Here is a 21,526-nt window from a genome sequence, read left to right as displayed (position 1 = left end):
TTCACTGGCCACGACATTCAGGACATCCCAACTCTGTGAAAACGCGTGATCGCATCCTGTTAAAAAGTCTTGAGCTGTTCAATGAGCAGGGCGAGCGGCTCATTACCACCAACCATTTGGCGGCTGCCTTGGGCATGAGCCCTGGTAATTTGTATTACCACTTCCCCAACAAAGACGCGATTATCTTTGAGCTGTTTCAGCAATATGCCGACCAGATGCAGTCTACGCTGCACCTACCTAGCGATAGGCCGCTGACGCAGCTTGATAAAGTGCAGCTGTTTGAACACATCCTCGATTGCCTATGGCGTTATCGCTTTTTACATCGCGACATGACGCACCTGATCACCGACAACGCGGAACTGCGCGAACACTACCGTGAGTTTGCCAAGCGCATGCTCAGCAGCGTGCATTTGCTCTATACGCTGCAGATCAACTCTGGCCTGCTTGAAGCCACCGAGGAAGAAATTGGTGCGCTGCTCGTCAACATCTGGATCATTGCCACTAGCTGGGTCAACTTCCTCAGCACCACGGGCTTCTTCGGCTTTCAGGAGCCGCTGACGCAAGCCATGTTGCGTCAGGGGATTTATCAAGTCATTTGCTTAGAAGCGCCTTACTTACGCGGCGAAGCAAGAGACGGCTTGGTTGAGCTTAAGACTCGTTACGGCCAAGCCTTAAGCATTAACAGCATGACGTAAGCGCGACACTTTCTCGCCCTGTGCCCGAGGGGAAAGCACTTTTGGCACCTGAAAACTCTCGGCTTGGCGCTGCAAAAACTCAGGAATACGGCGCTCTAGATAAAACTGCGGTTCACGCCAGTGCTCACCGGCCTCAATAAATCCAACATGACCACCGCATGGGGCAATTTCCAGATACACCGAGGGCGACAACTCTCGCGCCGTGGGAAAACACTCTGGGGTCAAAAACGGATCATCTACCGCTTGTAATAACAGCGTGGGGACGTTGATTTTAGCTAGGCTCTGGCGAGGGCTGCACCGCTGATAATAGTCCTCACCATTTTTAAAGCCATGCAGTCCAGCGACCAAAACATCATCAAAGTGACGGAACGACGTGAATGGCCCTTGAGCCAGGCACTCACGGATGTGCACAGCCACTTCTTCATCCCCTCGTTGCGCAAGATGGTCAGCTTTACGCACCCAGGACTGCTGCAACAAGCCCAGCAAATGCTTGCGATACACTCGCGAAAAACCTTGGTCCAACCGATCCGCGCAAGCGCCGAGCAATAGCGGGACTGAGACGGTACTGGCCGCAAACACATTCGGCGGCGTGCACTCTTGCGCTAGGTAATTCAACGAAATTGCACCACCAAGCGAGTAGCCAACCAAGCCCAAGGGCACATCGGGATAACGCTCATACAGCGCTGTCATGATGTCGGCGAGATCATCATGCGCACCCGCATGATAGGCACGCGGGGTATCGTTAGGCTCACCCGTGGCACCACGACAATTGATCGCAACACTGGCCCAGCCCAAAGCCTCCAAACTACGCTGCAGCCCCACAACGTAGTGAGAGCCGCTGCACCCACTCAAGCCATGCACAATGGCAATTAACGGCTTGCCACTGCCTATCCACGCTTTCGGTAGTCGCCAATCCAGATAAATCCAATCACCATCTCTCAGCGCGACTCGCTCGCGCACCCTGGGCAGCGGTTCTACACGGCGGAACAGGGAAGGATATAGCGTTTGTAAGTGCGCATTGTGTAGCCACCAGGCCGGTTTGAAAGGACTACGGTTGATACCGGGGGTGAAGGTTTCCTGATCAGAGCGTGTCATGTTCGAGCTCAATAACGTCTTGGATTTGTAGGGCGTCGCAACGAAATAAAAACGCATTAACTAAACCCGCTTTGGTTTGGCGATGCAGCTGAAGTGCCGTCGGCAAATTCAGGTCACTCAACGCCAGCTCAGTTTCAACATACACCCAGCGCGTCTGCGTTAACCAGCCTTTCTGCGCTATACGCTGCAAAATGGCATTTACTAATCCAAAATGGAACGGGGGATCGAGAAAAATCAGCCCGTACCCCCCCGCTGGCGCTTGGGCATCTTGCAGCCAGCGCAGGCTATCGACACACAAAATTTGGCAGGATGCCGCCTCCAACTTAGCGGCCTGCTCGCGTAAACAGGCCGCCTGCTGTAGGTCGCGCTCCAACAGCGTTAGGCTGGCTGCGCCTCGCGATAACGCCTCAAAGCCCATCGCTCCGCTACCCGCAAAAACATCCAGCACATGCTGGCCCGCGAGTGCTAATTGCAGCCAGTTAAACACGGTTTCACGAACACGATCCGGCGTCGGGCGCAGGCCGGGCAAATCCAGAAATTGAATTTTCCGACTCCGCCAAACACCGCCGATGATGCGCAGATCGCGTCGGCCGGTCTTAGCGGCGGGGGACGTTTTTGCTCGTGTCATCGCGCACCCTGAGTTGCCGAAGACGGGCGCTTTTGACCCGCCGTAATCACGATCATGCGATCCGGGTGGATACGACGCTTCAAGGCATCACGAACCTGTTCGGGTGTTACCGCAGACAGCTGTTCCACGTACTGCGACAAGTAATCTGGTGGCAGCTGGTAAAAGCCCATCATGCCGAGATAGCTGGCAATGGCATCGGTGCGCACCAAGCTGCGCGGGAAGGCTTGCGTCAGCTGCGCCAACGCATTGGCGACCGCCGCTGCATCCGGCCCTTGGCGCACAAAGTCGCGAAGTATCTGCTGCGTAAGCGCCAGCGCAGCCTCGGCTTGATCAGCACGCGTGGCGAAGCTGATTTGGAATGGCCCGGGTACACGCATCGGCACAAATTGACTACTGACACTGTAGGTCAGGCCGCGCTTTTCACGCAGCTCTCGCGTCAGCACACTGCCAAATCCGCTGCCTCCGAGAATTTCATTCGCCACGATTAAGGGGAAGAAATCCGCATCCAAACGGCTAAGACCGAGCTCGCCCAGCAGCACAAATGTCTGTTGTGATGGCATTTCTATGTGTTCGCGCTGACCCCGCTTGACGGCCTTGGGCAGCGGCAACGGTTCTGCGGCGGCCCCCGGCAACAGCGCAACACTGATCTCTCGCGCTATGCGTTCGGCGTTCGTGCGATCGATGTCGCCGACTAAAACCAGTACGGCATTTTCCACCGTGTAAAAGCGGGCATGGAAGGCTTTGATATCTTTTGTTTTGATGCTCTGCACGCTAGTGGCAAATCCAGCCAGTGGATTGGCATAGGGGTGGCTGCCATACAACGATTGATAAAACGCTAAGCCGGCTCGCCCCGAAGGCGACTGCAGACGCTGACGCTGGCCAATACGCAGGGACTCCTGCAAGCGCAGCCAAGCCTCTTCGCTAAACGCAGGCTGACTGGCCATTTCAGCAAACAAGGCCAGGGCCTGATCGCGATACTCGGGCTGACTCAGCGTACGCAGTTGCAGCAAGGCCATGTCGCGGTATGACGACGCAGAAAACTCCGCACCCACGCGCTCAAACCCTTCGGCAACAGCTTGGGCCGAACGCCGCGTCGTACCTTCATCCATCAGGCTGGAGACGGCGGACGCAAGGCCGGACATATCACCGTCACGAGCTGCGCCGGCATCAAAAACCAAGCGCGTATCCAGCAAAGGAATTTGGTCATTCGGCCAGAATAAAACGCGTAAACCTTCTGCCGTTTGCCATTGCTGAACGGGGATATTCAGGCTCAAACGTTGACTACGGGCTTGCTCCAACGCCGCTGCGCTCGATAAGCGCTGCAATGCGGTGAGCGGGCCATCTGGCGTGCTGCTGTGATCGGCACTGGCCTGAACACCCGTCACGGCCACCAGCGCCACAAATCCCACAGCCATACGCCACAATGATCGTTGTTTCATGCTGCTGCCAACCTTAATCACGGTGTCACCCCAACTGGCTGGGTCGGTGCGGGCGAGTTCGGCGTATACAAAAACAACGTCGCTAATCGCTCGGGTTGTAAATACTGCCTAGCCACTTCACGAATCGTTTTGGGCGTAATGGCCTTTAGTCGCGCAGGCAATTCGTCGTCCCAGGTTAACGGCAAGCCCAGCGCATCGAGGCGGCCGAGCTGCTGGGCACGATCATCCAATTCATCACGGCCATAGACCGCTTGCGCACGCACATTCGCCATGACCTTGGCCAGCTCGTCGGCGCTCACTTCCTCATCGCGTAAGGCATAAACCGATTTCAGAATCACCTCGCGCAAGGCTGTTAAGGATTGGCCCGCTGCAGGCACGGCCGTAATGGTTAACTGCGTATCGCCGCGGGCTAACACGTCATAACCCGACCGTATCGCCGCCGCCTGATTGGTACGCACCACGTCACGCTCCAAGCGCGCACTGATGCCGCCATCGAGCACCCCCGATAGCAGCTGCAAGGCATAGGCATCTTTGGGGTCGCGTGCACTCGCCAAGCTGGGCAAGTTAAACCCTATATACAAAGAAGGTACCTGCCCCGGCAAAGTCAGACTGAGGCTGCGCTCACCCGGACTGTCGAGCTCACGAATTAACGCGCGGCGAGGAATGCTGACTAACGGTAATGGAGCAAAATAACGCTCCACTAATTCGCGCACCTGAGCCACGGTGACATCGCCCACAACAATCAGCGTGGCATTGGCTGGCGCATACCAGCGCTGGTACCACGCTCGCGCGTCTTCCACGGTCAAGCGCTCTAAGTCACGCATCCAACCAATGGTGGGATTTCGCTCGGGACTGGAGAGCAAAGACAGTGCTTGAAAACGTTCCATCGCCAGTGCCTGGGGATTATCGTCGGTACGCAAGCGACGTTCTTCCATCACGACTTTGAGCTCGCGGGCAAACTCCTCCGCGTCGAGCGTCAGGCCCATCATGCGATCCGCTTCCAGCTCCAATGCCAGCGGCAATCTGTCGGCCAAATGCTGCTGAAAATAGACAGTGAAGTTGTCATTGGTGTACGCATTGTCATCGCCACCGGCATAGGCGACCAACCGCGAGAACTCACCCACAGGCACTTTCGCCGTGCCTTTAAACATCATGTGCTCCAACACATGCGACAAGCCCGTCAGTCCCGGCGGTTCGTCCGACGAGCCCACCCGATACCAGACCTGCGTCAGCACCACGGGCGCACGATGATCTTCCTGCACAATGACGCGCAGGCCATTGGCCAAGTTAAAGCTGACCGGCGCAATCGCTGCCGAAGCCAACGATGCCATGATGAACAGCGGCAAGATCAATACCGTTCTGATCGCCACACCCATGGGAATTCGCTGAACTAGCCGCCGCATAAGACATCACCGCATTAGGAAAACGGGTGGTAGCATAGCGCATCCCGAGCTTGTCGCACTGCAACAAGCTGGCACAGGTTGGACACCCAAATGAGTACAGACCAGACCGCCTCTCACGAGGCTGGCGGCTTCCTTAGTCGCATGAAAAGCGGGCTCTCCAAAACCCGCAAAAGCTTTAGCCAAGGCATGGCGACGCTACTGATCGGCGCCAAAGAAATTGATGACGAGCTGCTGGAGGACATTGAGACTCAGCTGCTCGTTGCCGACGTTGGCATCGATGCCACGAAGCGCGTTGTGGATGCGTTGACCGAGCGCGTCTCGCGCAATGAGCTACTGCATTCGCATGCGCTCTACGACGCCTTGCAAAAAGAGTTGGCCGAATTGCTCGCGCCGCGACAACAGCCTTTGGTCATTCCCAAAGCCGCCACTCCGTTTGTGATTTTAGTGGTGGGCGTTAATGGCGTCGGTAAAACCACGACCATCGGTAAACTAGCCAAGCGTCTGCAGCGTGAAGGTAAGTCCGTCATGCTCGCCGCCGGCGACACATTCCGTGCCGCTGCGGTCGAACAGCTGCAAGTCTGGGGTGAGCGCAATAATGTTCCGGTGATTGCACAGGGCAGTGGCGCTGACTCCGCGTCGGTCCTGTTCGATGCCCTGCAAAGCGCGCAAGCCAAGGGCATTGATGTGCTGATTGCCGACACCGCCGGCCGTCTGCATAACAAAAGCCATCTGATGGATGAGCTGAGCAAGGTCGTGCGTGTACTGCAAAAGCTGGATGCCAATGCACCGCATGAAACGCTACTCGTGGTTGATGCCGGCACTGGCCAAAATGCGCTGAACCAGGTGCAAGACTTCGACCAAGCCGTCAAACTCAGCGGCTTGGTCATTACCAAACTGGATGGCACGGCCAAAGGTGGCGTGCTGTTTAATATTGCTAGCCGAACCCACCTCCCCATTCGGTATGTGGGTGTGGGTGAAGGTGTTGATGACCTGCGGCCTTTTGTGGCTGCCGAATTTGTTGAGGCGCTGTTCGACGAAACGCGTTAAGCGTCGTCGCCGCCCGTTGGAGATCGTTAGATGATCCGTTTTGAATCTGTCAGCAAGCGTTATGCACCGCAATTCGATGCGCTGCGTGAGCTGAGCTTTGAGTTACCGACCGGCGAAATGGCCTTCCTCACCGGCCATTCAGGCGCAGGTAAATCGACGCTGCTTAAGCTCATTATGCTGATCGAGCGCGCCAGCAGCGGCCGCGTTATCGTGAACGATCGCGACCACAGCCAGCTCAAGGGCAATCAAATTGCGCTGGCGCGGCGCGACATCGGCATGATCTACCAAGATCACAACCTGCTCGACGATCGCTCGGTCTATGACAACGTGGCACTGCCGTTAATCATCGCTGGCATGCAGCCGCGTGACATCCCTAATCGCGTCTATGCCGCGCTCGATCTGGTCGGCCTCAAGCATCGCGCAAAATCGCAGCCCTTCGAGCTTTCCGGCGGTGAGCAACAGCGTGTCGGCATCGCCCGCGCCGTGGTCAGCAAACCGGCCGTCATTCTTGCCGACGAGCCCACGGGCAACCTTGACCCGCAGTTAGCCGTGGAAGTGATGAATATCTTTGAAGAACTGTCGCGCGTGGGCGTTAGCATTCTTGTCGCCACTCATGATTTGTCCCTGATTGCCCGCTTCCGCCATCGTCTCTTGACTTTGAAGGCTGGTCAGCTGGTCGCCGACACCGGAGCCTCCGTATGAATCAGCCAATTGCTGCTCGCGGTGCTGAAAAACAAACCAGCACCTTTTCGTCTCGCGCCACCCACTGGCTGCAACACCATCAGCGCGAAGCCAAAGATAGTTTTGGCCGCCTCGCCCAATCGCCGCTTTCCACGCTGATGACCGTGCTGGTCATGACCATCTCGCTGACCCTGCCACTGGGTTTAGGCAAGTTACTGGATGACGCCAGCAGTGCAGCCAGTGGCTGGGATGGCGAAGCCAGGCTGTCGATTTATCTGAAGGAAGAGACGCCCGCGGAAGTACAAGCCAGCGTACTGGCACGCGCCCAAGCCCTGCCCGGCATTCGCTCGGCGCGCATTATTTCATCCGATGGGGCTTTAGAAGAGTTCAAGCAGCAGTCGGGCTATGGGCCCGCATTAGATCAGCTTGGCTACAACCCCTTACCTGCCGTGCTAGAAGTGTTTCCAAAGAATAATGCCAGCTCCAGCGAAATGACTGCGCTGCGGGATCAGTTGGCTCAATGGCCAGAAGTCGCTTTGGCAGAAGTAGACATCGCCTGGGTACAGCGTCTTCAATCCATGCTTGAGTTGGGTCAGCGCCTGCTTTGGGCCGTTGGCGGCGCCCTGCTCCTCGGCGGATTGTTGGTAGTGGGCAACACCATTCGCCTGAGCATTGAGTCACGCCGCGATGAAATTCGTGTCATTTCCTTGCTTGGCGGCACCCATGGCTTTGTCCGTCGCCCCTTTATTTACATGGGCGTCTGGTGCGGCTTAAGCGCCGGGGTGTTTACCCTCATTGCCGTCAGTAGCTTCACCGCATGGCTCAATGTGCCCGTGACACAAATGGCCAGCCTCTACAGCAGCAACTTTAGCTTGAGCTACCCCTCTTTTGGCACAGGCATGGCGGTATTGGCCGGATCCAGCTTCTTAGGATGGTTGGGTGCATGGATGGCGGTTGGCCGTCATTTGCGCGAATTAGAGTCCTAATTGCGCTAGACCCTGCCCTGCACGTCAACCGAGCCGCTGCTCGCTCGTCATCTTGCAGGGCAGCATATCGATGCTATTATCCACGGTCGTGATAAACCCAGCGTATGGCTATAGGCCATTGGAGGCGTAAAAAGATGAGTGACTGCAAGCACTTGCAGCCCATCGCAGTGACAGTGCCGGGAGTCAATCTCGGGTCGTATATCCAGTCTGTTAGCCGCGTGGCGGTCTTAACGGCCGATGAAGAACGCGCGCTTGCCGAGCGTCTACACTTTCACGATGACCTCGATGCAGCACGCCAACTCGTGCTGGCGCACCTGCGTTTTGTCGTTCATATCGCCAAGAGTTATGCCGGCTACGGCCTACCCCAAGCCGACTTGATTCAAGAAGGTAATATCGGCCTGATGAAAGCCGTGAAGCGCTTCGACCCGACCATGGGCGTTCGCTTGGTATCGTTTGCGGTGCACTGGATCAAAGCCGAAATTCACGAATACGTCATCAAAAATTGGCGCATCGTGAAAGTGGCCACCACGAAGGCGCAACGCAAGCTGTTCTTTAATCTGCGCAGCATGAAAAAATCGTCGCGTGGCTTAACTCAAGCTGAAGCTGCGGCTATCGCCGAAGACCTGAACGTCTCCATGCGTGATGTCTTCGAAATGGAAGGCCGCCTGCTGTCTCACGATACAGCGCTCGAAGGCAGCCTGGATGACGATGATGAAAAAGCGGCGAAAGCCCCGATTCATTATCTCGAAGATCACCGTTACGATCCGGCATTGCTGGTTGAGGCCGACGATACCGAGAGCCGCAACACCGATAACCTGATGGCCGCGATTCACGCGCTCGATACCCGCAGTCAGGCCATTCTGGCTCGACGCTGGCTCAGCGAAGAGAAGGCCACCTTGCATGAGTTAGCGGATGAGTTTGGCGTGTCCGCCGAGCGTATTCGTCAGCTCGAAAAAAATGCCATGGATAAAGTCAGAGCAGCCCTGACGGCCTAATCTGATCCATCCTTCCCCATCAGGCCCGCCACCGTTGCGGGTCTTTTTATGTGCCGGAGAAACCGACATGAACTGGCTTGCACTTGCCGCCCTGAATATGGCCTTAGCCGTAATGACCGGTGCTTTTGGCGCCCATGCGCTGAAAGCACGCCTGTCCACCGAGGCCTTAGGCTGTTGGCAAACCGCGGTGTCTTATCAGATGTGGCATGCCTTGGGTTTAGTCGCACTGGGCGTGCTGTTGCGCCTGAGTAGCGTAGCCCCGGCATTGCCCGTCGCGGGCATTCAAACCAGCGCGATACTGTTACAGCTGGGCATTATCATTTTCTCCGGCAGCCTGTACGCCATGGCTCTGGGCGCACCGCGTTGGTTTGGCGCCATTACACCGATAGGCGGACTCGCTTTTATCGCAGGCTGGTTATGGCTGGCCTACAGCCTCATGCGGAGTGCGTAAGATGAACATTCGCTTAAATGGAGAGCCCACGGAAGTCGCTGAAGGCTGCACGCTCGCTGACCTTGTGGCCGCCCAAGGGCTGGTCGGCAAGCGCATCGCCATTGAACGTAACGGCGAGATAGTGCCGCGCAGCTTGCATGCACAATGCCTCTGCATAGCGAACGATAACATCGAGATTGTGCATGCCATTGGTGGGGGCTAAGTCAGGCCTTGACCGCCCCCGTTCTGCTTAGCGATTAACGACTCGCTCCCACATTTGCAGATAGGCTTCCGCCGAGTTGTACAAGGCGTCTAGGGCTTCCTGACCACCTTCCAAGCGAACTTCCTCGACGTAATCGGCCACCATGCCGTAGTGGGCCGTGCCCACCTCATCAATGTGCCAGCTCTTGCCACTTTCAGGCACAGTTTGCAGCTTCACCGAGATGGGCTTAATGCCTGCTTTGGCATAGCGGTCACCCCAATCTGGACCACTAAAGAGCGTAAAGGGGTACTTCACAGGCTTGCTGCCCGCACCACGCGGCGGCGCACGGTCGGCAATGCCATTTGCATCCATGCCATAGCCAACAGCCATAGGTTTGTTGGCCGGCCAAATGGGTTTGAGCTTGTTCATAAACTCAACATGACCCTTACCGTTGGGCTTAAACGGGTAAATCAATCCACCGTTATCTAGAATTTCCTTGGCCTGCGCCAGGCTGATGCCGCCATGACCACCGTGTGCCGAAATCATGGGATAAGACGGTTTTTGTGCCTTAGCCATGTCCAACATTTTCTGTTTGATGGAGATTTCCGCATGATCGATGTCGATGATGAATTTCTTCTTCATCAATTGCTGCATGGCGTACTCACCCAGATCGGTCATGCCACGGGCGTTGCACTGACGACGGTCGGGCGGATAAATGGGCGCGGGACCTTGTAGCAAGCCAATCACCGCCTGACTCAAAGGGTCACTACCCGTGCCCGGCACCGCGGTCGTCATAATCGCGCCAGCAGGATAGAAGTATTTAGCCCCTTCGCCGGTATCCGCGCAGTCATAGGTTTTCCAAAATTGGTTGGTGCCAACAAAGCCAACCAAATTCAGGGTATCGCCATTAAAAATACCGGTGCCACCCAGCGCGCTATTCACATCGTGATAGGGATAAAGCTCTCGCACACCAAGGTTCCAAACCTCTTCAATTTGGCGGTCGATACTTTCCTTTGTACAGCCACGCGTCTCACCACCGAGCGGATTGAACTTAACGGTGCAGTCAAACAAATTGGCAAACTCTAACCCTGCCACCACCGCCAGCTTGCCTTCGTTAATGACCTCTCGGGCCATTTTCGGACTGGTCACAATGCGGAACCAGCCTTTGCCCGGCCCGCCTTCTTGGGCATCCACATAGTTCTGCAAGTCGAACAGGTATTTCACCTGCTTAATACCCAGGCTCATGTCGTTGCAATCGGCATCGGGGCGCAAAACCCCTAGACGCCCGACTTCACACAGGGCCGCAATGTTAGTGCCTTCCGACACCATGATTCGCATCCCTGCCTTCCACGCACGCTCGACCCATTTGTAGTACATCGCTTGGTGCAACTGCGAGTCATACGCCGGCCAAGCCACGAAACTTGGCCAGCCCGCCGTTTCGTGCGTCGTCAGCGGCTTCAGATCGAGGATCAGGGCCTCAGGGTCACGAATGCCATTGGGACCATGCCAATCTTCACAGTTATCCATGGCATGGGGCACGCCAAAGCGATGGAACATTTGCCCGTACATAACCCCGCCAGCCGATGGCCCAACCAACTGACTCCCGTCGGACATTTCATGGCCCATGGCCATGTGGGTATGCACTTCGGCAAAGCCGATCACGGGCTTATCTACACCCTGACCACGATAGGTCTCACCGATAATGTCATCGCTAATTTCGGGATAAGGCTTGCAGCCCGAGGCATCGACAAAATTAAAAATGGTCGGCGCAGCCGCTAAGGAAAGCGCGCCATTCGTTCCAGCGGCTAAAAATTGCCCGGCACTGCTCAGGTTCAAGGTGTATTGACCCGGCTTAACGGTAGCCAATGTCCAGTTGGCCGCATCGCTGGCTCTCGCCACCGCGCTAATCTGCCCCGACTGGCCAGCGAGCATCTGGCTGGAGGTATCAAAAAGCAGGTACTGGGCCAGCGCTGTAGGCTTGAGATAAAAGAGTGCGGCCTTTGCCGACGTGGCATTAGCCGTCCACGCATTACCGGACTGCCCAACAAAGCCCGATCCGCCCTGCGGTTGCAAGCGGTAGCAACCATTGGCTAAATCAAACTTGGTGACAGGCGCAGCGCGCACAGAAGGGCTAGGGGATTTATCGGCGTCGTCTGAGTCTGAGGACCAAGGGCCGCAGGCACTCAAGCTGAATGCCGATAAGAAAAGTGCAAGGCACAAGCGAGCTTGGCTACCGTGAATCTGCATGCGTGTTCTCCCGCATTTCATCAAAAAATCTCGACCGAAAATCATCAGCCAAAAAGAGTTGAACGAAACTAATACAAATGTAGGATTGCGTCCAATAAAAACGAGAGATAGGAAATGACCCATTTGGTAAAAAAAGCCCTCTTCGCAACTGGGCTGTCCCTATTCGCTGGGCCCGTTTTCGCTCACTCGTTTGGTCGCCTCTACACGCTTCCGGTGCCGTTCTGGCTTTATCTTTATGCAGCGGCAGCCACGCTGCTGATCTCATTTTTGGTCATCGGCTTGCTCGCCACCCAAGCCCGCCCAAGTGCGCTACCCAGTTACCCAGCCGCTTGGCTGACGCAGCTGAGCAAGCGCTTGCGGCCCGGGTTGAGCACCCTCAGTGTCGGGCTTTTATTGCTGTGCATCGTCACTGGCATCTGGGGTGTGCAAGACCCCTATCGCAATTTCAACATGACGTTTTTCTGGATCATTTTTGTTTTAGGCATCGCTTATTTGAGCGCCTTCTTGGGCAATTTTTATGAAGTACTAAATCCCTGGCGTGTCATCAGCCTAGGGTTTGGGCGCTTCATGGAGGGTCGCTGGCAGTACCCACGCTGGCTCAGTTACTGGCCAGCCCTACTGCTGCTTCAGGGCTTTATTTGGATTGAGCTGTTCAGCCTGACTCGCCCTGAAGCCTTAGCCAAATACTTACTCATTTATTCGGCGATAACGTTGACTGGCATGGCCTGCTTTGGCCGCGATGCCTGGCTCCGTTATGGCGAGTTTTTTTCAGTCTTTTTACGCTTGCTCGCGCTTGCCTCCCCGCTGTATTACACCGCCAATCAGGGTGTGCGCTGGCGATTACCGTTTTCTGGCTTACAGCAAGCACGCGCGGAGCACTTGAGTCTGGTCGTTTTCATTCTCTTCATGCTTTCTGCGACCGCGTTTGATGGGCTTCGCGGGACCGTGCCGTGGTATCGCTTGTTTTGGACCGACCCCTACGGATTGATTTATGCCTGGATAGGCAAACCCCCTATTCACGCATTTGTTGAGCTAAGACCGTTCTACCTTGCCTATGAAACCTTGTGCTTAATCATTTCACCCTGGCTTTATTTGCTGGTTTTTACCGTTTTTATTTGGCTGGGCCGATTGCTGACCGGAAGTAAAACACCGTTGTTAAGGCTCCTCGGCGACTTTGGTTTTTCACTGATTCCCATCGCATTGGTGTATCACATTACGCACTACTACACGCTGCTGCTGTCGCAAGGCGTCAAGATCGTCAGCTTATTGTCGGACCCTTTCGGCTGGGGCTGGGACCTGTTTGGAACCGCTCAGCTCTGGCGCGCACCCATCCTGCCCGACATGGGCACTGTCTGGCATACGCAAGTTGCGCTGATCTTGATTGGACATGTGGTGAGTGTTTACTTGGCGCATCAGCAGGCGCTGCGCAGCTTTGGCTCGGCGCGTGCGGCCATGATCAGCCAAATACCTATGTTGGTACTTATGGTGTTGTTCACCACGTCCGGCCTTTGGATTTTAGCGCAACCGATTCAGGGCTAATTCGACTGCCACGGAATACAGTGGCAATCGCGTGGTTTGCAGTAAGCCTGATCTCTCGTTACTGAGAAACCACGGCTTACTGGATTCACTCAACGCTTACTTTGCCAGACCCATCAGCCCGCCTAACAAACCGCCCAGCAGGCCATCAAGCACGGGGCCGAGCACCGGAATTTGCACCAAGACTGGGCCAAGAATCGGGGTCTTTGCTTCCGTGCTACCACCGCCCAAACCAGCTAACGGATTGGTAGGCTTTGGAGGCGCGGTCACCACCGGCTTAGGCGCAACGGCGGGCGCCTGTGCTGCCAGAGCAGCGCCATAGAAGGGTACTTTCGATAAGAACGACTTAACGAATAGCTGGCCTTCATCCAGCGCTTTAATACCGTTCTCAATTTCGAGAGACGTTTGTCCGTTTTCCATGCCGCCTAAGACACCGTTAAGCAAGGCAATGAGCGGTTCTAATGCCTGATCTTTCGTGTTCACTAAGGTATTCACCAGCTGAGTGAGCGGGCTTAAAGGACCACCATCAACGGCCGTCAGTTCATCCAATGGCTTGGTCAGCGGTGACAGCAGGCCAGTCTGAGGACTGAGCAAGCCTTTCAGCAACTCTTGAACGGGGCTAAGCACACTGCCACCCAGCAAGTTTCCTGTTAAGTCCGTCACCGAGGAAATCAAACCCGACTTGTTGGCCTGTCCATACGTTCCATTCAGCAACGGGACTAAGCCGCTGGAAATCTGCTGGGAGGTCATGCCGTTATTCAGGCCGGTTAAAATAATGTTCAGCGTGAACGCCAGTGGCTGCAGATCTTCACTTTTTTCGTCGTTAATGAGCTCTTGCAGAAAAACGGTAAGCTCACAAAAGTTCGCACCATCCAGTGCTACGACGTTATCAATCGCTGTCGTCAACGCTGCCAGGGTTTGCTTTTGAGGATCAACCAGGGTCAGCACAAGGGCAGACAATTCTTTTGCGACAGGTTTTTGCGCAAAGACTTCAACCATTTTGGCCGGGGTCATGCTTTCTGAGTTGCAAATCGCTACCTTGGGGGCTGTAGGGGCCGGTGGCGTAGTCGTTTCACTACTGGTTTCGTCCCCGCCGCTATTACAGCCTGCTAAAAGCAATGTAGCTGACAGTAATAAAATCGCCTGTTTTTGTGAGGTTTGCATATTCATAGTTAAATTCCGTGGGTTATTGGCTACGACCGCAATAAAACCATCGGAAAACTATTCATACCGTTTCATTAATGTTTATAAGCGCGAAACAAATCAGGCCTCCGAGCCACACTGTAGTAATTTGTAAAATATTAATGGCTTTTACTTTCAGTGGCTTATGATTTTTCTCGCACAAAGCTTAGGCGTACAAACGGGAATTTAAGGCCATATCCACGCCATTTAGATACGAAATTTAATAAAGACGCCTTATCGCCCTAGCCAGCAGGTATAACTCACCAGAAAATCTATATGACGCAACATACTGAATTGTTTAATTACTTTTCTTCACATAAAAAACAAAGATTTTCCCTAACAACGGAACGCCGGTCTTTCGCATTCGTTTACCATCTTCATATAAATTTACAAGCGAACAACTTGTGAGTGACACGACCTCTTCACTTCAATTGCCGCAACAGGTATGCCACGTGAATGACGACATTTCCAGCGTAGGTTCACCCGAAACGCCTCAGCTTGACGAGCTGCTCGCGCTGAACTACCGCCTGCAAGAAGAAATTGCCCTACTACGCGCTAAGCTCTCTATCGCCCAGCTGGCGGCTGATTTCTACTTCAATGAAGCCAATTCAGAGGCGACTAGAAGGCAAGTATCCTAGCTGAGCGCGGGCAGCCCTCGTACAATCACCGGTACACGCCACTTGCCCGAGCCCTGCCCCATGTCCCATCCAATGACTGACGCTTTTGTTCTTGCCGGCCGAACTTTTCATTCCCGCCTGCTGGTCGGCACTGGCAAATACAAGGACATGAACGAAACCCGTGACGCCATTGCCGCGAGCGGTGCAGAAATTGTCACCGTTGCCGTGCGCCGCACGAATATTGGCCAGACAAAAGGCGAGCCGAATTTGCTCGATGTCATCTCGCCCGATCGTTACACCATTTTGCCGAATACCGCTGGCTGCTATACCGCTGAAGAAGCCGTTCGCACCTGCCGACTGGCGCGCGAACTGCTCGACGACCATAAGCTGGTCAAGCTGGAAGTGTTGGGCGACCAAAAAACGCTGTATCCGAACATGCCAGAGACCCTGAAGGCGGCTGAAACGCTGGTCAACGAAGGCTTCGAGGTGATGGTCTATTGCAACGATGACCCAATTGCCGCGCGCTTGTTCGCGCAGATGGGCTGCGTGGCGGTCATGCCATTGGGCTCACTCATTGGCTCAGGCCTCGGCATCGTCAATCCCTACAACCTGCGCATCATTTTAGAAGAGGCCACGGTGCCGGTACTCATTGATGCCGGCGTGGGCACAGCGTCAGATGCTGCTGTGGCGATGGAATTGGGGGCTGCGGGCGTGCTCATGAACACCGCCATTGCGGCGGCAGGCCAGCCCGTGCTGATGGCGTCAGCGATGCGCAAGGCCGTGGAAGCCGGACGCGAGGCATACCTTGCCGGGCGGATGCCGCGCAAACTCTATGCCACGGCATCCAGCCCGATTGACGGTGTCGCGTTCCGCTAGGAGCGACGACTTAGCTGGGGCGATGCAAGGCGCACAGCTTGTGACCATCAGGGTCACGCACATACGACAGATACAGCTCACCCAAACTGCTGCTGCGTAAGCCGGGCGGCGCTTCAATCGAGGTGCCGCCATGAGCGACCGCGACATCGTGAAACGCCTGCACTTGCTCTGGGGAGCTGCATTTGAAACCGAATGTTGACCCGTTAGCGGCTGTTGCAGGCTCGCCATTGATCGGCTCGGTCACGCAAAAAGTGTTGCCGTCGTGGCGATAAAACAGGCGAACATGGCCCGAGTTAGCCACATTACGCACGGGCGCGCTGGCACCGAGTAAGCCTAAGACGGCATCATAAAAGCGCTTAGAGCGCTCGATGTCATTTGAACCCACCATGATGTGATTAAACATTGTGTCTCTCCCTGAGCACCGGCGACATGCGGGCGCTTACTTCAAAAAAAACTAAATGACGCGGCGTTATCGCTGCTGGCCAAACTTTGCATTGAAACGCTCATCACTCATGACCAGCAGTAAAATGGCTTCAATGATGGCGACAAATGCGGGAATGAACGTCCAGCATAACAACAGATAAACGATGCCCCAGCCAATCTGGCCCAGATAGAACTTGTGAATGCCAAAGCCGCCAAGAAAAAAGGCGAGCAGAATGGCCGCTAATTTACTGCGTCCATTGGGCGCAATAGTGCCTAACTGAATGATGCTAGGCGCGGGGATTTGCCGAATGCCGCAAGCCGGGCAAATTTCAGCTCGCGCATTCAGCGAGGCGCCACAATCGCGACAAAATTTTGTTTGCTCATCGTCCTTCACAAAATGCTCCATAAAATTAGTGTGACGCCAACTTGAGGCCAATGATGCCAGCAAAAATCAGCGCCAGACTCAGGCCTCGCATGAGCGTGGCAGGCTCATTAAACAGCACCATGCCGAGGATGGCTGTGCCAATTGCGCCGATACCGACCCAGACAGCGTAAGCGGTGCCAACCGGTAGGGACTTCATTGCCCACCCCAGCAGGCCGACACTGATGGCCATAGCCGCCAAGGTAATTACCGAGGGCCAAAAGCGGGAGAAACCTTCGGTGTACTTAAGACCAATAGCCCAAACCACTTCAAAAAGACCTGCCGCAATTAAGATAATCCAGTTCATTTAGCTTGCTTCGCCTAAGGATTGGGGTGGCGCATAGCGCGCATCCACATAGACCCACGCCTGCTGCCCGGATGCCAACATAACCGATACGCGACGATAAGCCGCGACTTCATAACGATCGGCTTGGGCGAGCTCATCAGATGAAATGCGAAACACCTGACCCACAACGCGATTCGCGGGGTCGCCGCTAAAACGCAGAATGGGATGATGGGTCTGCCCACTTGTGGCCACTACCTCGGCATCTTCAATCTGCACCATCGTCTGCTCGAACCCTGGCAAGGCATCCGCCGCGCCGTCAAGCAACCTGCCAAAGGTAGCTATTTGCACTGAGGGCAGTTGTAGGGTGCCGTAGGAAAACAACCATTCGCTGTACATCAACCGGGCTCCACGACACCACAGGCCATACGTGCACCACCGCCACCCAAGACCGCCGGGTGATCCGCATGATTATCTCCGCCAACATGAATCATTAATGATCGGCCTACGAGGTCTGCGTGCTTTAAACGCGGGGCAAGCACCGGCTGGGATGCAGTGCCATCGCCATCCACAAAAAGGGCGGGCAAGTCGCCAATATGACCATCGCCCCAGGGCTCACCGTGCTTGTTTGCGCCGGTCAAATCCAAGTGGCCACCGGCAGCCAACGCCGCCACGGGCTTGCCGTCTTTCTCCTTAGGCGCACAGCTCGGGTTTTGGTGCACATGAAAACCATGCAGCCCGGGTGACAAGCCCTTTAGTGCCGGGGTAAACACCAAGCCATAGGGTGTATTGGTGATCGTGATGGTGCCAATGGCCGGGCCAATACCCAAGGCGTCGACCAAATTCATCGGGGCATAACTTACCGCCGAGGCGGAAAACGAGGCCGAGGCTAGAATCAATCCCATGACAGACTTCATATCAATGCTCCCTAACAGTACGTGCCATCATGACAAACTCTCTGCCAACCAACAACGACACAGCGCCGTAGATCAGGCTACACCCACTCCTCTGCAACGCTTACAATTCGCGCCATCAGCCGCCTCTCCGCAGAGCCTTTCATGAGCGACACATCCAGCCAGCGCCCGTTCACCGAGCGCATCAAAACCTTCATGCCGCGTACTTCCCCGCTGAACACCTCCCAGCAGCGTGGCATGGAAGAGTTTGCGTCCCGCTACGAGCTGAAACTATCGGATGGCCTGCTAGACCCCGTTAAAGTCTTTGGTCGGCAGGCGCCTTTAACGCTGGAGATCGGCTTTGGCATGGGACAGACGCTGATCGCCATGGCGGAAGCCGCACCGGAGCGCGACTTCATTGGTATTGAAATTCATAAGCCGGGCATCGCACAGCTTTGCTTCGATGCCGGCACGCGTGGCCTAACCAACTTGCGCTTTTACGCTGACGATGCCGTGCAAGTGCTGGAGCAAGGCATCGTCGATGGCGGCATTGATACCCTGCAATTGTACTTCCCTGACCCTTGGCAAAAGGCGAGACATCATAAACGCCGCTTCGTGCGCCCTGACTTGATTGAATTGGTGCGCCGTAAACTTCGCATGGGCGGACGCTTTCACATGGCCACAGACTGGGCACCCTATGCAGAATGGATGCTTGAGCATATGGAGGCAGCGCCGGGCTTTACCAATGCCTGGGCGAAAGGGGAATATTACCCACGCCCCGATTGGCGCCCGGTGAGCAAGTTTGAAATGCGCGGCCATATCGCCGGGCATGGCGTTTGGGATCTGATTTATACACGGATGGATTGATATGGCACTTGTGCTCGAGCCGGTAAAACCCGCGAACGAACCCCGCCCCGCCCTGTTTAGCGGCGGCGTGACTGACTGGATCTTGTTTGCCCTCGCCATGCTCTCGCTGGTATTGCTGGCCTGGCAGAACTTTTTCCACGTCAGTAAGCAAGCCTTATGGTGGATACGCACGGTGGACTACACCGTGTGCAGCATCTTCGCCTTCGAATTCTTTTACCACTGGCGTCAAGACGGCTGGACACGTCATTACCTCGCGCGCAACTGGTATGCGTTTCTGGGCATGATTCCGGTGTCGCACGTCATGTTTCATGACTGGCCCATCCTGCGCTTCATCCTCACCATGGCGCGCTTGGGTCGCGCCGTAGATCGCATTCTGGGTGATGGCTTTACGCTGCGCCTGCTCAATCGCGTGAAAGACAGCGTCGTCAATGCCGTGAGCGGCGTCATTACCGTGGCCGTGTTGGATGAGGTCGCTGAAGTTCTTGTGAAGGGCACTTACACGCGCAATATCGCCAATGCACTGGAAGAGAATCAAAGTGAACTGCGGGACATGGTGCGCGAAAAGCTGCGTAACGACCCGCAGGCGGGCCGCTTTAAGCGCATGCCGTTCTATAACGAGATTATTGAAAGCGTGACGGATACCGTGCTGCGTGTCACCGAACAGGTCTTGCTTGATCCACGCACCGATGAGTTGGTGGCCGATATGTTGCGTGAGAATATCTCGCAAATTCGCAGCGCCGTCGCGGAGCAGACCCGAAGCCGACGCTAGTTCTATCGCTGCAACCTGAAGGAAGCTCATCATGGATTTTGCAGCCGCGCTATCGCAAGTCGAAATCTTCTCCGACCTATCGGAAGAAGCACTCAGCACCCTGGCCGAGTCTGTAAAAGTACAGACATTGGTCAGCGGAGAAACACTCTATTCGGAAGGCGAGCCGCCCCGCCAGCTATACATCCTCGTGCACGGCCGACTGCAGGTCACCGCTAAAGGCAAAATACTCGGCTATATCAATCGTCACGAGCTGGTGGGTGAGATGGGTGTTGTCGCTGCGGAGGCGCGTAACGCCACAGTTCGCGCCTTACGCGACTGCTTGCTCCTCAGCATTCCCGCCAGCACGTTCATGATTTTCATGCGGAGTCAGCCAGACTGCCTTGTGCAGATGACTCGACTCATCATTGCCCGAGGACGTCACTACCAAAACTTCCGCTCAGCGTCGGCGAACGCTAAAGGCGGGACACTGGCACTAATTCCTGCTGCCGCCGGTGTGCCTGCCGTTCAATTAGCAGAAGCCCTGACCGCACACATGCAGGGTTGGCCGGAAACTCGTTTAATTACGTCGGCTCATGTAAATAGCGTGTTTGGCGATGGGAGTGCTCAAACACCTCTCGATGGCAGCGAAGAAGACACCCGCTTACGCAGCTGGTTGGCCGACTTGGAGCATAAGCATCGCTTCATCTTGTATGCCGCCGACAATGGTCATGACCCCTGGTCTTTACGCTGCCTGCGTCAGGCGGATCGCATTTTGATGCTGGCTGAATCGAGCGCCACTCCAGAGCCAGTCCCTGTTTTAAATACCTTGCAAGCTGGCAGCCTAGTCACTCCCGTCGAGCTGGTACTTCTGCGTCCCGAAGGTGATGCTGCACCCAATACATTGGCCTGGTGTCGCGCCACTGGCGCCAGAGCTCATTATTTTGTTCACCCTTGGGCCAAGGCTGAAATTGCCGCATTGGCACGGCAAATTTCCGGTCGCGGAATAGGCTTGGTGCTTGGCGGAGGCGGTGCCCGTGGCTTTGCGCATATTGGCTTGGTGAGAGCTCTGGAGCAGCTGCAAATCCCGATTGATATTGTCGGTGGCACCAGCATGGGGGCTTTCGTATCGGCGCTCTTAGCCTGCGGTTTCGACAGCGTTGAAATGTCGCATATCGCGCATGAAACCTTCGTGGCGCGAAACTTCCTCAACGACTATACCCTGCCCAAAGTGTCACTGATTCGAGGTGAGCGCTTTCATGCCCGACTAACCAGTATCTTTGGCTCACGGCGTATTGAGGAATTGCGACGCAGCTACTATTGCATCTCAACCAACCTCACCACGGGCTTACCCATGGTCCATGATCAGGGCCATTTAGCGTCTTGGGTCGGCACCAGCATGAGTGTGCCGGGTGTGGCGCCACCCATCGCCTTTGAGGGCGACCTGCTCTGTGATGGCGGCATCGTGAACAACTTACCCACCGATGTCATGCAGCACTTGGAACGCGGCGTGATCATTGCCTGCAACGTCAGCAATAATGGCGATATCCGCGCGCCCGGCGCTGGCTTAGGCGAACCGGATCAGCTCGCCCTGCTCAACTGGAAAAGCGACACCCGCGCACCAACACTGACCGAAATTCTGATGCGAACCGCCACACTCACCAGCGACACCGTCACGCAGCAGGCATCCATTGAGCGCGCCGACACGTATATCCGCATGCCTATCGAAGACATTGGTATGTTTGACTGGCAGCGCTTAGATGAATTGATTGAACGTGGCTATGAGCACGCGCTCACGTTGTTAGCACCTATACGCGAAAACCTACTGCGCTAAC

At 55.5% G+C, this 21,526-nt stretch carries 23 protein-coding genes and 1 pseudogene; 13 read left to right on the top strand and 11 right to left on the bottom strand.

The genetic code is table 11. The annotated features are described in order from the left end of the window. Positions 1 to 35: 35 nt before the first annotated feature. On the top strand, positions 36 to 695 hold the full coding sequence (locus A8710_RS02405) for a TetR/AcrR family transcriptional regulator (RefSeq protein ID WP_068857870.1): 660 nt from the start codon (positions 36 to 38) through the stop codon (positions 693 to 695). On the opposite strand, the gene A8710_RS02400 is transcribed toward A8710_RS02405, so the two are convergent. Genes A8710_RS02400 through A8710_RS02385 form a run of 4 tightly spaced genes read right to left on the bottom strand, consistent with a single transcriptional unit; the run spans position 672 to position 5,260 of the window. After that, positions 672 to 1,790, bottom strand: coding sequence for a hydrolase (locus tag A8710_RS02400; RefSeq protein WP_068857869.1), 1,119 nt, complete (start codon positions 1,788 to 1,790; stop codon positions 672 to 674). The genes A8710_RS02405 and A8710_RS02400 overlap by 24 nt on opposite strands. Next, positions 1,777 to 2,418, bottom strand: a complete 642-nt coding sequence (rsmD, locus tag A8710_RS02395) for a 16S rRNA (guanine(966)-N(2))-methyltransferase RsmD (RefSeq protein ID WP_068857868.1) — start codon at positions 2,416 to 2,418, stop codon at positions 1,777 to 1,779. The genes A8710_RS02400 and rsmD overlap by 14 nt, the downstream gene beginning before the upstream one ends. Further along, positions 2,415 to 3,857, bottom strand: coding sequence for a M16 family metallopeptidase (locus A8710_RS02390; RefSeq protein WP_157686243.1), 1,443 nt, complete (start codon positions 3,855 to 3,857; stop codon positions 2,415 to 2,417). Before A8710_RS02390 ends, rsmD begins: the two co-directional genes overlap by 4 nt. Positions 3,858 to 3,874: 17 nt before the next feature. Continuing rightward, positions 3,875 to 5,260 (bottom strand): M16 family metallopeptidase, encoded by a 1,386-nt coding sequence (locus tag A8710_RS02385; protein ID WP_068857867.1) that lies wholly within the window; start codon positions 5,258 to 5,260, stop codon positions 3,875 to 3,877. Between the two features lie 126 nt (positions 5,261 to 5,386). Here A8710_RS02385 and ftsY point away from each other — a divergent pair. The 6 genes and pseudogenes from ftsY to thiS all read left to right on the top strand — a co-directional run. Beyond that, a pseudogene (gene ftsY / locus A8710_RS02380) lies at positions 5,387 to 6,307 on the top strand (signal recognition particle-docking protein FtsY); the annotation flags it as partial. 30 nt (positions 6,308 to 6,337) lie between these two features. Further along, positions 6,338 to 7,009 (top strand): cell division ATP-binding protein FtsE, encoded by a 672-nt coding sequence (gene ftsE, locus A8710_RS02375; RefSeq protein WP_068857866.1) that lies wholly within the window; start codon positions 6,338 to 6,340, stop codon positions 7,007 to 7,009. Beyond that, on the top strand, positions 7,006 to 7,974 hold the full coding sequence (gene ftsX, locus A8710_RS02370; protein ID WP_068857865.1) for a permease-like cell division protein FtsX: 969 nt from the start codon (positions 7,006 to 7,008) through the stop codon (positions 7,972 to 7,974). Before ftsE ends, ftsX begins: the two co-directional genes overlap by 4 nt. A gap of 134 nt (positions 7,975 to 8,108) precedes the next feature. After that, positions 8,109 to 8,969: an RNA polymerase sigma factor RpoH gene (rpoH, locus tag A8710_RS02365; protein ID WP_068857864.1), complete on the top strand. Its 861-nt coding sequence runs from the start codon at positions 8,109 to 8,111 to the stop codon at positions 8,967 to 8,969. Positions 8,970 to 9,036: 67 nt separating this feature from the next. Beyond that, complete coding sequence (locus A8710_RS02360; RefSeq protein ID WP_068857863.1) at positions 9,037 to 9,420, top strand: DUF423 domain-containing protein; 384 nt, start codon at positions 9,037 to 9,039, stop codon at positions 9,418 to 9,420. 1 nt (position 9,421) lies between these two features. Continuing rightward, entirely contained in the window at positions 9,422 to 9,622 is a 201-nt protein-coding gene (gene thiS / locus A8710_RS02355) for a sulfur carrier protein ThiS (protein ID WP_068857862.1), read from the top strand. Between the two features lie 27 nt (positions 9,623 to 9,649). Here the strand turns inward: thiS and A8710_RS02350 are convergent, their stop codons facing one another. Beyond that, on the bottom strand, positions 9,650 to 11,848 hold the full coding sequence (locus tag A8710_RS02350) for a hypothetical protein (RefSeq protein WP_068857861.1): 2,199 nt from the start codon (positions 11,846 to 11,848) through the stop codon (positions 9,650 to 9,652). 114 nt (positions 11,849 to 11,962) lie between these two features. Between A8710_RS02350 and A8710_RS02345 the strand changes: the two genes are divergently transcribed. After that, a complete protein-coding gene (locus tag A8710_RS02345) occupies positions 11,963 to 13,387 on the top strand; it encodes a hypothetical protein (RefSeq protein ID WP_068857860.1) in 1,425 nt (474 codons plus the stop codon). A 96-nt stretch (positions 13,388 to 13,483) separates the two neighbouring features. On the opposite strand, the gene A8710_RS02340 is transcribed toward A8710_RS02345, so the two are convergent. Beyond that, positions 13,484 to 14,398: a hypothetical protein gene (locus tag A8710_RS02340; protein ID WP_157686241.1), complete on the bottom strand. Its 915-nt coding sequence runs from the start codon at positions 14,396 to 14,398 to the stop codon at positions 13,484 to 13,486. A gap of 620 nt (positions 14,399 to 15,018) precedes the next feature. On the opposite strand from A8710_RS02340, the gene A8710_RS02335 reads away from it, so the two are divergent. Together A8710_RS02335 and A8710_RS02330 are read left to right on the top strand one after the other, a co-directional pair. Next, entirely contained in the window at positions 15,019 to 15,204 is a 186-nt protein-coding gene (locus A8710_RS02335; RefSeq protein WP_068857858.1) for a hypothetical protein, read from the top strand. 60 nt (positions 15,205 to 15,264) lie between these two features. Beyond that, positions 15,265 to 16,059, top strand: a complete 795-nt coding sequence (locus A8710_RS02330) for a thiazole synthase (protein ID WP_068857857.1) — start codon at positions 15,265 to 15,267, stop codon at positions 16,057 to 16,059. A 10-nt stretch (positions 16,060 to 16,069) separates the two neighbouring features. Here A8710_RS02330 and A8710_RS02325 read toward each other — a convergent pair whose 3' ends face one another. The 5 genes from A8710_RS02325 to sodC all read right to left on the bottom strand — a co-directional run bounded on the left by A8710_RS02325 (position 16,070) and on the right by sodC (position 18,103). After that, a complete protein-coding gene (locus tag A8710_RS02325; protein ID WP_068857856.1) occupies positions 16,070 to 16,462 on the bottom strand; it encodes a VOC family protein in 393 nt (130 codons plus the stop codon). 66 nt (positions 16,463 to 16,528) lie between these two features. After that, complete coding sequence (locus tag A8710_RS02320) at positions 16,529 to 16,876, bottom strand: TM2 domain-containing protein (protein WP_227512981.1); 348 nt, start codon at positions 16,874 to 16,876, stop codon at positions 16,529 to 16,531. A 16-nt stretch (positions 16,877 to 16,892) separates the two neighbouring features. After that, a complete protein-coding gene (sugE, locus tag A8710_RS02315) occupies positions 16,893 to 17,210 on the bottom strand; it encodes a quaternary ammonium compound efflux SMR transporter SugE (protein WP_068857854.1) in 318 nt (105 codons plus the stop codon). Continuing rightward, complete coding sequence (locus A8710_RS02310; RefSeq protein ID WP_068857853.1) at positions 17,211 to 17,585, bottom strand: gamma-glutamylcyclotransferase family protein; 375 nt, start codon at positions 17,583 to 17,585, stop codon at positions 17,211 to 17,213. It lies immediately after the preceding gene. After that, complete coding sequence (gene sodC / locus A8710_RS02305; RefSeq protein ID WP_068857852.1) at positions 17,585 to 18,103, bottom strand: superoxide dismutase family protein; 519 nt, start codon at positions 18,101 to 18,103, stop codon at positions 17,585 to 17,587. The genes A8710_RS02310 and sodC overlap by 1 nt, the downstream gene beginning before the upstream one ends. A gap of 141 nt (positions 18,104 to 18,244) precedes the next feature. On the opposite strand from sodC, the gene trmB reads away from it, so the two are divergent. From trmB to A8710_RS02290, 3 genes are read left to right on the top strand one after another with little or no spacing between them, the layout of a single operon-like run. Beyond that, entirely contained in the window at positions 18,245 to 18,946 is a 702-nt protein-coding gene (gene trmB, locus A8710_RS02300) for a tRNA (guanosine(46)-N7)-methyltransferase TrmB (protein ID WP_068857851.1), read from the top strand. 1 nt (position 18,947) lies between these two features. Further along, a complete protein-coding gene (locus A8710_RS02295; protein ID WP_068857850.1) occupies positions 18,948 to 19,715 on the top strand; it encodes an ion transporter in 768 nt (255 codons plus the stop codon). Between the two features lie 31 nt (positions 19,716 to 19,746). Beyond that, positions 19,747 to 21,525, top strand: a complete 1,779-nt coding sequence (locus tag A8710_RS02290) for a patatin-like phospholipase family protein (RefSeq protein ID WP_068857849.1) — start codon at positions 19,747 to 19,749, stop codon at positions 21,523 to 21,525. The last annotated feature ends 1 nt before the right edge of the window (position 21,526 follow it).

This window comes from Perlucidibaca aquatica (assembly GCF_001676655.1).
Taxonomy (GTDB): domain Bacteria; phylum Pseudomonadota; class Gammaproteobacteria; order Pseudomonadales; family Moraxellaceae; genus Perlucidibaca; species Perlucidibaca aquatica.
The sequence above is the reverse complement of the archived record's forward strand: the minus strand, read 5'-3'. Positions and strand labels throughout refer to the sequence as shown.